Genomic DNA, 12,671 nt, shown 5'->3' on the forward strand with positions numbered 1-12,671 from the left:
TTTCTGTTCAAAGATGCGGACTTAAGTCCGCATCTTTGAATAAAGAATTCATAGTATTCTTTCTATATCATTAGAATGAACAGGTTTAATAATACCTCTTCTTCAACCAAAAAGAAACCCTAACCAATAAAATTAATGCAGGAACTTCAACTAGTGGTCCGATAACCCCAGTAAACGCCTGACCAGAATTGAGCCCAAAAACGGCAATGGCTACTGCAATGGCTAGTTCAAAATTATTACCAGCGGCGGTAAATGAAATTGCTGCATTTTGGACATAGGTAGCACCTCGGTATTTACTGATAAAAAACGCAATTAAAAACATGATGATAAAGTAGATCAATAAAGGCACGGCTATCAACAATACATCATAAGGAATTTCTACAATCAACTCCCCTTTTAAGGAAAACATCAATACAATAGTAAGCAACAAGGCGACTAAAGTAATAGGCGAAATTGCTGGGATAAAAACATGCTCATACCAGTCTTTACCTTTAGCCTTTACTATAAAATAACGGCTTAAAATACCTAGTAAAAACGGTATTCCTAAGTAGATGGCAACACTTTCGGCAATGGTGGCGATGGAGATATCTACAAGGGCACCATCAAAGCCAAAATAAGGCGGTAATACCGTGATAAATATCCAGGCGTAGAAAGAATACGCAAACACTTGAAAGATGCTGTTTAAAGCGACTAAACCAGCTCCGTACTCTGGAGAACCCTCTGCGAGGTCATTCCAGACCAGTACCATAGCAATGCAACGTGCGAGTCCTATTAAAATAAGCCCTACCATATATTCTGGATAGTCATGTAAAAAGGTGATGGCCAGTATAAACATCAAAATAGGACCTATCACCCAGTTGAGAAGTAAGGAAATACTTAAAATCTTTGTGTTTTTAAAAACAACCGGTAAGAGTTGGTAATCTGCTTTTGCCAATGGCGGATACATCATTAATATCAGGCCTATGGCTATAGGAATATTAGTAGTTCCACTGCTCATATTATTGATGGAAGTTGCGATGCTAGGTATCAAATAACCTAATCCTACACCTATAGCCATGGCGGTAAAAATCCATAGGGTTAAGTACTGATTGAGGAAGGAGAGTTTTTTTTTCATAATTGGTATCAAATGAATTTTTATAGTATTGAATTTCAATCAATCACTTTGAAGTTTATTTGGGGTTACTTGAGAGAAGACATATTTCATTTCGGTAGCGATTTGTAGGCTGCGTTCTTCGTAAACTGCTTTTTGTTCTGGTGTTCCATCGCTTATTTTTGGGTCTAAATAAGTAATCGAGATACGTTTTTCTGCTCCCGGAACTATGGGGCAGTTTTCTGAAGCATGGTCGCAAGTCATTATCGCTCCAAATTGTTGTGACGGATTTGCCTCATCATCAAATATTTTTGAAAACGCTTTTAAAGGGGGCATCACCTCGCTGTATTCTATATAGTATTTGGGATTTTCTTTAGGCTTTCTTTTAGTGATTTCTAAGCCTTGTCTTTTGAGGGTTTTAATGATTTTAGAATAAACAGCTGTAGCCTCTGTTCCACCAGAATAGCAATGTATATCGCCTATTTGATAATATCTAGCTGCGATTTGTCCCCATATTTGGCATAGATGACTGCGCCTGGAGTTATGGGTACAAATAAAGGTTAGCTGTGTCTTGTTGTGATGTTGAAGACTGTAATTGATATAGTCTGAGAGTTGATGGAGTTCTCGCTTTCGCGAAAGCGGAATGGTAGTAACATCTAAGCCATCCAGCAAATTTTTGATAGGTAAAAACATAAAATTTATTTAGCAACAACCAGAACCTGGTGCACATGAATTTTGAACTTCTGAAAGCTTTACTTTTGGTTTTTCTTGTGGGATGCCACAACTGTCTTTAGCAAGACAGTCGGTCAGTTTATTAGTGAGCACAAAGTGATCTCCATTAAAATCTATACCGAACTTTCCAATTGTTCCTGCTTGATATTCTACTTCTATCTCTACATCTGGAAGTCCTAATCGAGACTGAGATAGTTCAATAATTTGTTGTAATTTTTCTGGATGAAGCCTGTGATCGTAATCGGTTGCTTCCCAAAGCTGGAAGCTGACTACTGTTTCTAGTCGCTCTTTGCCGCCACAATCTATAAAGTGTTTTACTACTTTTCCTACTTCAGTAACGTGAAAATGTGAAGGCACTAGCGTGCCGTCTGGAAGTGTAAAAGAGATTTTATCCAGTTGTGACAACTGGTTGTTGAATTCAGATAGTTTCATTTCTTAATGATTTAAACGTAATATTACGATGAATACTTTAAAATTTTTTTAACAGCATTTATTTAAAGTAGCAGCGTCAAGGTTTAAAATAGGGGAAAGCAAGTTTTTCATTAATGACCAATTTTGATAATCGATACAATAACAAACACTTGTGCCCTCGACGCTGCCTTTTATGAGTCCGACAGACTTTAATTCCTTTAAATGTTGTGAAATAGTGGGCTGTGCTAGACCGATCTCGTTTACGATGTCTCCGCATACGCAAGAATCGATGGAAAATAAATACTGGATGATTGCAATTCTAGCGGGATGCCCGATCGCTTTTGTCATTCGAGCGATTTGATTTTGCTCTTCAGTAAATTTTTCACTTTTTGTAACTCCCATATCTTTCATCGCTAAGTTACGATAAATATACTAATTTACTATGCTATAAATAGGATTTTATTTATTTATTTTAATAGATCAAGATGTACAGGTATTGTAGACCCTTGTAAATCAGTATAAATAGATGTTAAGTTTCTTTTTGAGTCTCTATTTATTCTTTAGAAGCCTTTGTTTTCTTAAACTTTAATTGAGAACAGTCACTATCAAAACCTAAAGCCTAGTTCTAGGTAAATGTTGTCACGGTCTTCTTATTCAGATCGAGCTTTGAAATGACGGGTCGCCTCTAATAATTATTTTATAGAAGCACCATAAGCGAGTCGTTTTGCCAAAATATATTCTCAACCCATTGAGAAGGACTACGAAATGCCCATCGGTGGACACTTTTATTTTTGAGGTCAACTAGGTTGATCTTTAGGTCAGGCCAAAATTTCAAATTACCCTTTTGGTTTGCTATCCAATGGTAACAATCCAAATCAACATACTTCTCTTTGTTATTTTGATAAACTAAGAATTTAGAATAAATGGAATCAAAACTACCGCACACATTTCCAGAAATCACTTTTAAGCTTTTTCTATTTGGAGTCAGAATAGGAGACACACAGAAACAAAGTAATTATACATACGGGGCGTTTCATTATAGAGAAGAAAGCCTATTTTTAAACTAATCTTTATCGATCTTAGTGATATAAAGTTCTACACGACGGTCTAATTTATCGATACCTCCCAAGGGTTTGGTACGACCAAATCCTTTGTACTTCATCCTACGGTAGCTCACACCTTGATCTCTTAGAGTTTCAAAAATAGATTTGGCCCTGGCATAAGAAAGGTTGGATTTTTTGGTATCTCTATTATAAGCATCGTCATAAACGGGATTGATGCAACACACGTGACCGTGAATTTCAAAATGAATGTCTTCACGAGCTATAAGGATTTCTGCAACACGATCTAGAAGGGGTTGAGACTCTTCCAGCACAACAGATCTTCCTCTATAAAACAGAATGTTCTCAAGCCTAATGACCTGGCCTTTTTTGAGGTTTTTATTTAATAAAGACTTAAAAGGTTCTGTAGAATTATCAATAAGAGTGTCCAGCTTAGTCGGTATGTCTAGATATTCTATTATTACCTCATCTATGGTTTCTTCTGGAACAGTTTTTAAGTTTTTAGAGGCAGGAATAAGTGCAGTGCTTGTTGCATCTTTGAGAACCGCTTCCACGGCTTTTTTCTCATAGGTTTTTATTTCTTCTGCTTCTGCTTCTGTAAGGTCGTTTATGTCTAGCTTTTTAATTTCCAGTCGCTGGGTAATGGTTTCTTTTAGTGAAAAAATAACATCAACTCGACGATTTTGAGCGCGTTCATCTTCTAAAGTTAATTCTTCAGCTCCGTCTTCTAAAGCTACTTCGCCTCGACCTTCAATGGTTTTAGAAATGTGTTCTATGGTAATGGCATGCTCCTGCAACCATTTAGAAACGGTCTCTACGCGCCTGTTAGAAAGATCTAGATTGTAATCATAAGAACCACGATCATCACAGTAACCTAGTATTTTTACATCTAGAAGAGGTTTGTATAACAAGTCATCAAAGAAGGCATTGAGTTGCTTTCCCTCAGTGAATGGAAATTGGTCTTGATCGAGATCAAAGTAAACGGAATGAGTTTCTGTAAGCTGCCCGTTCATTGTAAAACTTACCATGAATAAAAGAAGCGCTATGTGTTTTTTAACAGTCATTTATTTTAAAATACGTTGATATTTACCTTCATCGTTGAGCACCTCAATGGCTGCCCTGATTTCTGGGTTGTATTTGATCTGGTGATTGTAAAGACCTTCTTTATAGAAATACCTTTTTACAATTTCATCAGTTAGTAGGCTTTTGATTTCGGCTTTTTTATCCACAACTTCTTTCTTTTTGGCTTTCTTAATAGCTTCTAGCATGGAGTTGTAAGAGGTTTTGATATCATCATCTAACTCTTCGTTAGTTGCTGCCTGATACGCTTTTGCGAAAGCGGACTCTGTAACTGTCTCAAATTCAAAGCCGCGTTTTTCTATCCAAGAAACAAATTCTTGAAAGTCAGCATCTGAAATCTGAATCTCATCTAGGGAATTAAATTGGTGTTTATAGTAATATGCGGTGGCGTAGTCAAAAATGGAGTTTTCTTTAAGAAGAGCTGTGGTAATAGGAGAATATGCAGCAGACTCTATCTTAATATCAGGCTCTACACCACCACCATCATAAACGGTACGACCGCTGTTTACTGTTTTAAAAGCTTTGTAATTTTCTTTTTTGGTACGCACGGCGTCGCCATTTTCATCTCGGTTCCAATAATCTAAGGCTTGTATGCAACGACCACTAGGTGTGTAGTATCTGGAAATAGTAATCTTCACCTGAGTTCCATAAGACAAAGGTTTAGGGCGTTGTACCAGCCCTTTACCAAAACTTCTTGCGCCTACAATGACAGCGCGATCATAGTCTTGGAGACTACCACTTACTATTTCGCTCGCGCTCGCGCTGCGGCCATTGATCAAAACCGCCACTGGCATTCCTTCAAATTCTTCACTGCGCTTGGTCAGATAGGTTCTGTTGTATTTAGTTACGACAGACTGCGTGCTGGTGATGAGTTTTCCTTTAGGGATAAATAAGTTAGACACATTTACAGCTTCACTTAATAAGCCGCCAGGGTTACCTCGTAAGTCAAGAATTATTTTGGTGGCTCCTTTTTCTTTTAGTTCCTTAATGGCAGCCTTAGTTTCTTTAGAGGCTTTTTCATTGAATTTAGAAAGGACCACGTAGCCTATTTCTGGAGTTGCCATTTCATAAAAAGGAACCGCATTTACCTCAACACCTTCTCTTTTAAGAGTAGTCGTTATGGTTTTTCCTTGACGGGTATAGGTGATGGTTAGCTCTGTACCTGAAGAGCCTTGTAACAAGTCACCAGCATTATCTTTATATTCAGATATTTTGATACCGTCTACTTCTATGATATCATCACCAGCTTTAAGGCCAGCCTTATCTGCCGGATAATCTTTCCAAGGTTCTATAATGGTGATTGCATCTTCTTTAGTGCGCACATTTGCACCTATGCCGGTATAAGAACCTCGACGATTGATTTTAGATTTTTCTACCTCTTGCTCTGTCCAGTATACGGTGTAGGGATCCAGTCCTTCCAGCATTCCTTCTATGGCATTATCCATAAGCTCTGCCGGGTTCGTGTCGTCCACATAATTCATGTTGAGTTGTTTGTACATTTCTGTAAAAATCTCAATCTGTTTTGCGATCTCAAAAAAATCATTTTGAAAACTAGCAGTAGTAAATAACAGTCCAGCTGCCGCTATAGGAAGCAGGATCTGTCTTTTTATATTTATTCTTTTACTCATTTTTTTTATTTGTAGCTCCAATAAGCAGCATTAAATATAGGATAAATACTCAGAAGCACCATAACAGTTACAACGCAATTATGGCTAATGGATTGTTCACAAGCACAATATCAGTTATTAGAGTCGAGCACTGAGGAAAGAGGCCTGATATCTGGATGATGAAAAACAGACTGTTTAGCCTTAAGAAGGCTTATACGGAGTATCTTGATAAAAGGAGTACCGCAGTTTTGGCCTTCAGCGTTTTTTAAAAGAAATCTTAGGAATACAAAATGGAAATTAGCTGGAACAAATCATTTTAGTTCGAGCCAAAGTCGGGAATCTTTAGCGTGCTAGAATTTATAAAAAACCTACTGCTGTGGCTTAACTAAGCAAGCTAATCCATATTCCTATTCTTATGAAGCCACTTTTTTAGTCAGTTCTTTCAATAGCTTTTTAGTCAGGCTTTCTATATAGTCATAATCAGGCATTTTACCAGATTGATAGATAAACATTGCCTTTAAATGAACAGCTTCAGAAACAGGTAGTAATTCTTGATGCAATCGATACGACTCCCTCATCAATCTTTTAATGCGATTGCGATCAACAGCACTTTTAAAAAAACGCTTTCCTACGCTCACCCCTATTTGATGCTCGCCACCTTGAGATTCTATAAAATAAACCACGCGCAAAGGTCCTTTTCTCATGGACGAACCACTGGAGAAAAGCTGGTCGGTAGCCTTTTTGCTTTTTAGTTTTTTATTTCTGCCTAAAGTGAGCTTCATTGTGATGCAAAGATAGGGTTTCCGTTTGTGAGTCTGTTAGTCTTTGAGCTCTCGAGCCTTTTAATAAGTAAGCAGTAGGCAGGTTCGTTTTTGAGCTGTGCTCAAAACGGAAGTAGGCAGTATTTTTTGGATGGAATTTAAAACAGTTCTGCAAACCCATCTGTCCTGCGTACATCTTTACAAAGGGAAAAAAATCCAATCAAATACAGTGTACAGTCACGGTATTCAGAGCCAGCAGGTATTAAATTCTTTGAAGATTAGAGGTTCTGTTCCCTAAATCTAAAAGATGCAGGAACTCAGCGTACTTTAGTTGATCAAAATGTATATATAAAAACTAAGAAACCTTAGCCTTTAGGGCTAGGGAAAAGGTTTTGGTTTTATGCCCAAAACAGAAGTAGGCAGTAATTCTATTTAAAGAATTACTGCCTACTAAAATTTCAAACTTTTTTGAAATCAATCTGCTTACTGCCTACTGTCACTGTTTACTATAACCTATTCCTCTATTGGAAAAGTATTATTATCCTTATTTACATCTGCCATCATTTCTTTAGGATCGATGGTTACACTTTTTACGTTGTTGAAGTTGACACCGTCAAGAGCCAACTCATAAGTAGGATATGCCCAAGCCCAGTCTGCAAGCTTAGTAATATTTCTAGTGATGTTCTTTTCTCCGCGCATTTCTTCCAGAGGGATGTAATACATTTTTGTACTACCATCATTCATAGTAACTTCTATGTCTAGTGGCATAGGCATAAGGCCTTTTCGCGAAAGCGAAATTACTGCCTTACCATCCAGATTGCTCATATTTTCAATAGAATAATCGATCGTATTTGTGGTCATGGTCCAGTCTCTTAAATACCATTCCAAGTCAAAACCGCTCACACGCTCAGCCACTCTTTTAAAGTCATTAGGGTCTGGATGTTTGAATTTCCAGGTATTGAAATACTCTTTGATAATTAGGTCACGTATTTCATCTCCTACCACATAACCTAGTTGCGCCATAAAAACAGCTCCTTTAGAATAAGCACTGGTTCCATAAGCTCCATTGTATTCATAACGATCTGCATGGGTGGTTTGTGGTTGTTCTTTACCAGACATGGCAAGACTTATATAACCTCTGTAAGAACCAGCATTAGGATTTTCTTTTCCTTCTTTGAAAACTTCGTTCATGGCTAGATTAGAAATATAGGTGGTAAAACCTTCATCCATCCACTCATCTTTAGACTCGTTAGTAGCCAGAATGTGGTTGAACCACGAGTGTGCAAATTCATGAGCGGTAACTCCAGCAAGACTGCCAAAACTGCGTTCTCCAGTTATCAAGGTACACATGGCATATTCCATACCACCATCACCACCTTGAACTACAGAGTATTGTTTGTAAGGGTAATTTCCTACATGATTATTATAGTACTTTAAGAACTCATTAGTTACCGGTTGTAATTGTTTCCAGTTTTCTTTGATCGCATCGTTATCCTTGTAGAAGAAGTGAAGGTCCACTCCCTTTGCTCCTTTGTAGATGTCGTGGATAAAATCTTTGTCTGCGCCAAATGCAAAATCATGAACTTGAGGGGCTTTAAAATGCCATTTTAATTTTCCGTCCGTACTTTTTGCAGGGCCAGAATTTGCTTTGTCATAACCATGACCTATTTCTTTAGGATTTTGAAGGTAACCAGTTCCACCGATCGTATACTCTTTATCAATAGTTACTTCCACATCAAAATCTCCCCAAACACCGTGAAATTCACGTGCGATATACGGACTTGTGTTCCAACCGTATTTATCAAACTCAGCCATTTTAGGGTACCATTGCGTCATAGAAAGAGCAACTCCTTCGGCATTATTACGTCCACTTCTTCTTATTTGTACAGGAACCTGACCGTTAAAATCCAGTTCTAGAGTAGTAGACTGTCCTGGTGCGATTGCTTTTGCAAGCTTTACTACGAGTACAGTTCCTTCTTCTTCTGCTATTACTGCTTCACCGTCTTGCTTCATACTGCTCACGTGCAAATACCCTATTTCATTAGGCTTTAAAGCAACAATACGAGAACCTACGCGTCTATCAGGATCTGCAATAGTACGGGAACGCACATCCATTTCGCTACCGGGTTGGAAGGCGTTAAAGAATAGGTGGTAGTATACTCGATCTATGGTTTCTGGTGAATTGTTCGTGTACACCAGTTTTTGTTGACCGGTGTATTGGTAACGATCTACATCTATATTCACATCCATATCATAGTTGACATGTTGTTGCCAGTATGTACCAGAATCAGATGATGGGTTAGCCACTACATTTTTAGAAGAGTTACAACTAGCTAATGCAACTGCAACTGTAAGAATAAAAGCAATTTTTTTCATAAGATATTTTTGTTGCTGCTAAGATAAGGATTTACCAATTTTCAATGATGAAGAAAATCTTATCTATTTGAAATCTAAGCTCCATTAGAAACCTGCATACTGCTTGTTGTTGATTTAAGAAGGTGTTTTGAATTTTTGATAACGACATCAGGTTGCTATTTTCAAATTTGACTTCCATTCTACAATCCATCCTCCAAATGATACAACTCGGTCATTCTAAATTTTAAAAAGCTTTTTTCAGTCCCATCATTGCATCATCAAACCGATTATTATGAAAACGCTTTTTACAATTCTCTGTCTTTTTATTAGTTCGATCACAATGGCACAATCTACTGTGTCAGGAGTGATTCTCAATGATAAAAATGAACCAGTGATGGGTGTGAATGTCTATTTGGAAGGAACTTATGACGGTACAATTACAGACCTTGACGGGAAGTTCTCTTTTACCACACAAGAAACTTCGTACGCAACTTTGATCGCCAGCTATATAGGTTATGAAGAATACAAGCTAGAAGCTCTTGTAATAGATATGGTTGGATTAAAGTTAAGCTTGCGCGAAAGCTTGAACGCATTAAATACCGTAGTCCTGAGTGCAGGGAGTTTTAGTGCAGGAGATAGTTCTAAAGCAAGTGTTTTAAAGCCCTTAGATATTGTGACTACAGCTGGGGCAGTAGGAGATTTTGTTGGTGCATTACAAACCCTTCCAGGAACATCTTCCAACGCAGATGATGGGCGTTTGTTTGTGCGTGGTGGAAGTGCAGAAGAAACTCAAATTTTTATCGATGGAAGTCGTGTTTTTAGACCATTTGCTCCCACAACTGGTAACATCCCAACGAGAGGAAGATTTTCACCATTCCTGTTTGACGGTATTACATTTTCTACCGGTGGCTACAGTGCCGAATATGGAGATGCACTTTCTAGTGTGTTGCTCTTAAATACGAACGACTTCCCCAAAGAAGAAAAAACAGAATTGGGAATCATGACCGTAGGAGGGAATTTTGGAAAGACAAAAATATGGGGTAAAAACAGTCTAAGCCTGAATGCACAATACATCAACCTAGCCCCATACAATGAGTTGATTCCACAAAACAACCAATTTGAAAAGCCTTTTCAAAGCATCAATGGAGAAGCGGTTTACAGACATGAGTTTGACAAAGGGCTTTTTAAGGCTTACAGTGCCTATTCTTATAGTGATTTTGCTATTATCCAAGAAGATATAGACATAGAAGAAGGATTTTATTTTGGTTTGAGAAATAGAAATTATTACGGCAACCTTAATTACTACGGTTCTTTATCAGAAAGTTGGAATATAGAAACAGGTCTAAGTCTTGCCCACGACACTAACGATTTAAATATTGCAACGACCAAAATCGACGCTGTAGAAAACGCCTTGCATGCCAAATTTAAACTTCAAAAACGTTATAACAATTACTTTAAACTCCATATGGGCGTAGAGCAGTTCCTTATCAACTACAAGGAAGAGGTGCTATTAGAAAATGACACTTTTAACAGCGGTATTGAACATGGAATTACGGGCACTTTTACAGAAGCTGAGGTTTTTGCCTCTAAAGATCTTGCCTTCAAAGCTGGTCTGCGTGGAGATTACTACAGCGCCAGTTCGCAGTTTAAAGTATCACCAAGGTTGAGCGCTGCGGTAAGTCTCCATAGCAGCTCACAGTTGTCACTGGCATATGGTAATTTTTATCAAGCCGCCCAAAACAATGTGCAGCAATATGAAAAGGACCTCCAACCAGAAAATGCACAACATTATATAGCTAACTTTTTATTTAAAAAGAATGATCGCATGTTTAGAGCAGAGGCCTATTATAAAAAGTACGAGCAGTTGTTGACCTACGACACGACACGTGTTCAATTTGATAGCGATTTGAGTAATGGTGGCGATGGGTATGCCGCTGGGCTGGATTTATTTTGGAGAGATGAGCGCTCGATTGAGAACTTGGATTATTGGGTCAGTTATTCTTATCTGGATACCAAGCGTAAATTTCGCAATTTTCCTGTGGAGGCGACTCCTAATTTTGCAACCGATCATAACTTTAGTCTGGTAGGGAAATACTGGATAGAAGACTGGCAGTCACAAGTAGGTGCGACCTTTAATTATTCTAGCGGTCGTCCATTTACAAATGCAAACGAGTCTGGGTTTTTGAAGGATAAAACCTCTTCTTTTCAAAGCCTCAATTTGAACTGGGCTTACCTGATCGATCAACAAAAGATCTTGTATTTATCGGTTTCTAATGTGCTGGGAAGAGCTAATGTTTTTGGGTATCAATACGGCGACATGCCAGATGTTCAAGGGCAATTTGACCGTCGTGAGATAGGTCAGGCAGCAGACCGTTTCTTTTTTGTAGGCTTCTTTTGGACTATTGGCGGTAGCGATAATCAGTTGGACAACTTATAAAATTATTTAGGAGTTGGAATGGGATGATGCTCTATTATTATAGTCAAGAAGGGTGTCAAATAACAATTCAGTTACTGGTTTCTACAGTTGGGTTGGTTCCGCTTTCGCGAAAGCGAGATCGCCACTATCATTGTACCATATATCAAATAAACTCTTACTTATGAAAACTATACTCACCACTTTCATCCTGTTTTTATCACTAAGCCTCCACGCACAAACAGGCTACGAAAAAGCCATGCAAAAAGGACTAGAACTCATGGCAAGCGACTTGCAAGCAGCTTCACAACAATTTGAACGCATCTCAAAGGCCGAAAAAGAAAACTGGCTGCCACCTTATTACGCAGCTTTGTGCCATATTAACAGTTCTTGGGGGCAACTTCCTAAAGAGACCACCTTGCAACACATGAACAAAGCTCAAGAGCTCATCAATGATGCTGAATTCTTAACAGAGCACAATCCAGAAATCATGGTATTACAAGGCATGTTAAACACTTGTTGGATTCAATACGACAGCCGTACTTATGGCATGAAACTGTCTGGCCCGACTACTGCGCTTTATGATAAAGCCATAAGTATGGCTCCAGAAAACCCTAGGGTGATCAGCAACAGAGCAAGATGGTTGATGGGTAGCGCTCAATTCTTTGGTAAAGACATCGCGCCTTATTGCGGCGAGATCGACAAAGCGATTGAACTATTTGAAAAAGAAATCGCTACAGGTTTTGATCCTGGCTGGGGAAAAAAAGCAGCAACCGATGTAAAAAAGCAATGTGAGAAATAAGGTATCCATAACCATCAAAAGGGGCAGAATTAAATCTGCCCCTTTTTAATGCTATTTGATTTTACAGTCATTGAGATAGAAACTAAACATGTCAGTTCGAGCGAGAGTCGAGAACGATTACCTACCGAAAAAGCCATTACAAAGTTCAAGAGGTTTTTAAGCGACCTATGCGGAATTTATTACAGTACTCTACCAAAAACACTCAGGCTTTGAAAAACTTTGTTTTAATAGCACTTTGACAAGCTCAGTGTGACAGAAGCTTTAAATCTGGGTTTGATTATAAAACTATTTTCAACTTCTTTTACTTGTTAGGCTTTCGCGAAAGCGAGATAAAAACAGACACCGATTAAAATATTTCA

At 38.2% G+C, this 12,671-nt stretch carries 10 protein-coding genes; 2 read left to right on the forward strand and 8 right to left on the reverse strand.

What is annotated here, in order from left to right; translation table 11 throughout:
* Positions 1-85: 85 nt before the first annotated feature.
* The 8 genes from arsB to CW736_RS04485 all read right to left on the reverse strand — a co-directional run bounded on the left by arsB (position 86) and on the right by CW736_RS04485 (position 9,118).
* Positions 86-1,117 (reverse strand): ACR3 family arsenite efflux transporter, encoded by a 1,032-nt coding sequence (arsB, locus tag CW736_RS04445; protein ID WP_101015028.1) that lies wholly within the window; start codon positions 1,115-1,117, stop codon positions 86-88.
* Between the two features lie 36 nt (positions 1,118-1,153).
* Positions 1,154-1,783 (reverse strand): protein-tyrosine-phosphatase, encoded by a 630-nt coding sequence (locus CW736_RS04450; RefSeq protein ID WP_101012758.1) that lies wholly within the window; start codon positions 1,781-1,783, stop codon positions 1,154-1,156.
* A 9-nt stretch (positions 1,784-1,792) separates the two neighbouring features.
* Complete coding sequence (locus CW736_RS04455; RefSeq protein WP_101012759.1) at positions 1,793-2,254, reverse strand: DUF6428 family protein; 462 nt, start codon at positions 2,252-2,254, stop codon at positions 1,793-1,795.
* A 48-nt stretch (positions 2,255-2,302) separates the two neighbouring features.
* Positions 2,303-2,635 (reverse strand): ArsR/SmtB family transcription factor, encoded by a 333-nt coding sequence (locus CW736_RS04460; protein WP_101015029.1) that lies wholly within the window; start codon positions 2,633-2,635, stop codon positions 2,303-2,305.
* A 661-nt stretch (positions 2,636-3,296) separates the two neighbouring features.
* Entirely contained in the window at positions 3,297-4,358 is a 1,062-nt protein-coding gene (locus CW736_RS04470; protein ID WP_101012761.1) for an OmpA family protein, read from the reverse strand.
* Entirely contained in the window at positions 4,359-6,002 is a 1,644-nt protein-coding gene (locus CW736_RS04475; protein ID WP_101012762.1) for a S41 family peptidase, read from the reverse strand.
* 392 nt (positions 6,003-6,394) lie between these two features.
* Complete coding sequence (rnpA, locus tag CW736_RS04480) at positions 6,395-6,763, reverse strand: ribonuclease P protein component (RefSeq protein WP_101012763.1); 369 nt, start codon at positions 6,761-6,763, stop codon at positions 6,395-6,397.
* A gap of 492 nt (positions 6,764-7,255) precedes the next feature.
* A complete protein-coding gene (locus CW736_RS04485; RefSeq protein ID WP_101012764.1) occupies positions 7,256-9,118 on the reverse strand; it encodes a M1 family metallopeptidase in 1,863 nt (620 codons plus the stop codon).
* A 319-nt stretch (positions 9,119-9,437) separates the two neighbouring features.
* On the opposite strand from CW736_RS04485, the gene CW736_RS04490 reads away from it, so the two are divergent.
* Both CW736_RS04490 and CW736_RS04495 read left to right on the forward strand, forming a co-directional pair.
* On the forward strand, positions 9,438-11,534 hold the full coding sequence (locus CW736_RS04490) for a TonB-dependent receptor (RefSeq protein ID WP_317044415.1): 2,097 nt from the start codon (positions 9,438-9,440) through the stop codon (positions 11,532-11,534).
* A 160-nt stretch (positions 11,535-11,694) separates the two neighbouring features.
* Positions 11,695-12,312: a hypothetical protein gene (locus tag CW736_RS04495; protein WP_101012766.1), complete on the forward strand. Its 618-nt coding sequence runs from the start codon at positions 11,695-11,697 to the stop codon at positions 12,310-12,312.
* Positions 12,313-12,671: the final 359 nt, after the last annotated feature.

It is taken from the genome of Nonlabens sp. MB-3u-79 (assembly GCF_002831625.1).
Classification (GTDB): Bacteria; Bacteroidota; Bacteroidia; order Flavobacteriales; family Flavobacteriaceae; genus Nonlabens.

What these genes read in the sequence shown, in the direction of transcription:
- CW736_RS04450 (WP_101012758.1), bottom strand. Translation starts at nt 1,783, where the DNA reads ATGTTTTTACCTATCAAAAATTTGCTGGATGGCTTAGATGTTACTACC.
- CW736_RS04455 (WP_101012759.1), bottom strand. Translation starts at nt 2,254, where the DNA reads ATGAAACTATCTGAATTCAACAACCAGTTGTCACAACTGGATAAAATC.
- CW736_RS04460 (WP_101015029.1), bottom strand. Translation starts at nt 2,635, where the DNA reads ATGGGAGTTACAAAAAGTGAAAAATTTACTGAAGAGCAAAATCAAATC.
- CW736_RS04470 (WP_101012761.1), bottom strand. Translation starts at nt 4,358, where the DNA reads ATGACTGTTAAAAAACACATAGCGCTTCTTTTATTCATGGTAAGTTTT.
- CW736_RS04475 (WP_101012762.1), bottom strand. Translation starts at nt 6,002, where the DNA reads ATGAGTAAAAGAATAAATATAAAAAGACAGATCCTGCTTCCTATAGCG.
- rnpA (WP_101012763.1), bottom strand. Translation starts at nt 6,763, where the DNA reads ATGAAGCTCACTTTAGGCAGAAATAAAAAACTAAAAAGCAAAAAGGCT.
- CW736_RS04485 (WP_101012764.1), bottom strand. Translation starts at nt 9,118, where the DNA reads ATGAAAAAAATTGCTTTTATTCTTACAGTTGCAGTTGCATTAGCTAGT.
- CW736_RS04490 (WP_317044415.1), top strand. Translation starts at nt 9,438, where the DNA reads ATGGCACAATCTACTGTGTCAGGAGTGATTCTCAATGATAAAAATGAA.
- CW736_RS04495 (WP_101012766.1), top strand. Translation starts at nt 11,695, where the DNA reads ATGAAAACTATACTCACCACTTTCATCCTGTTTTTATCACTAAGCCTC.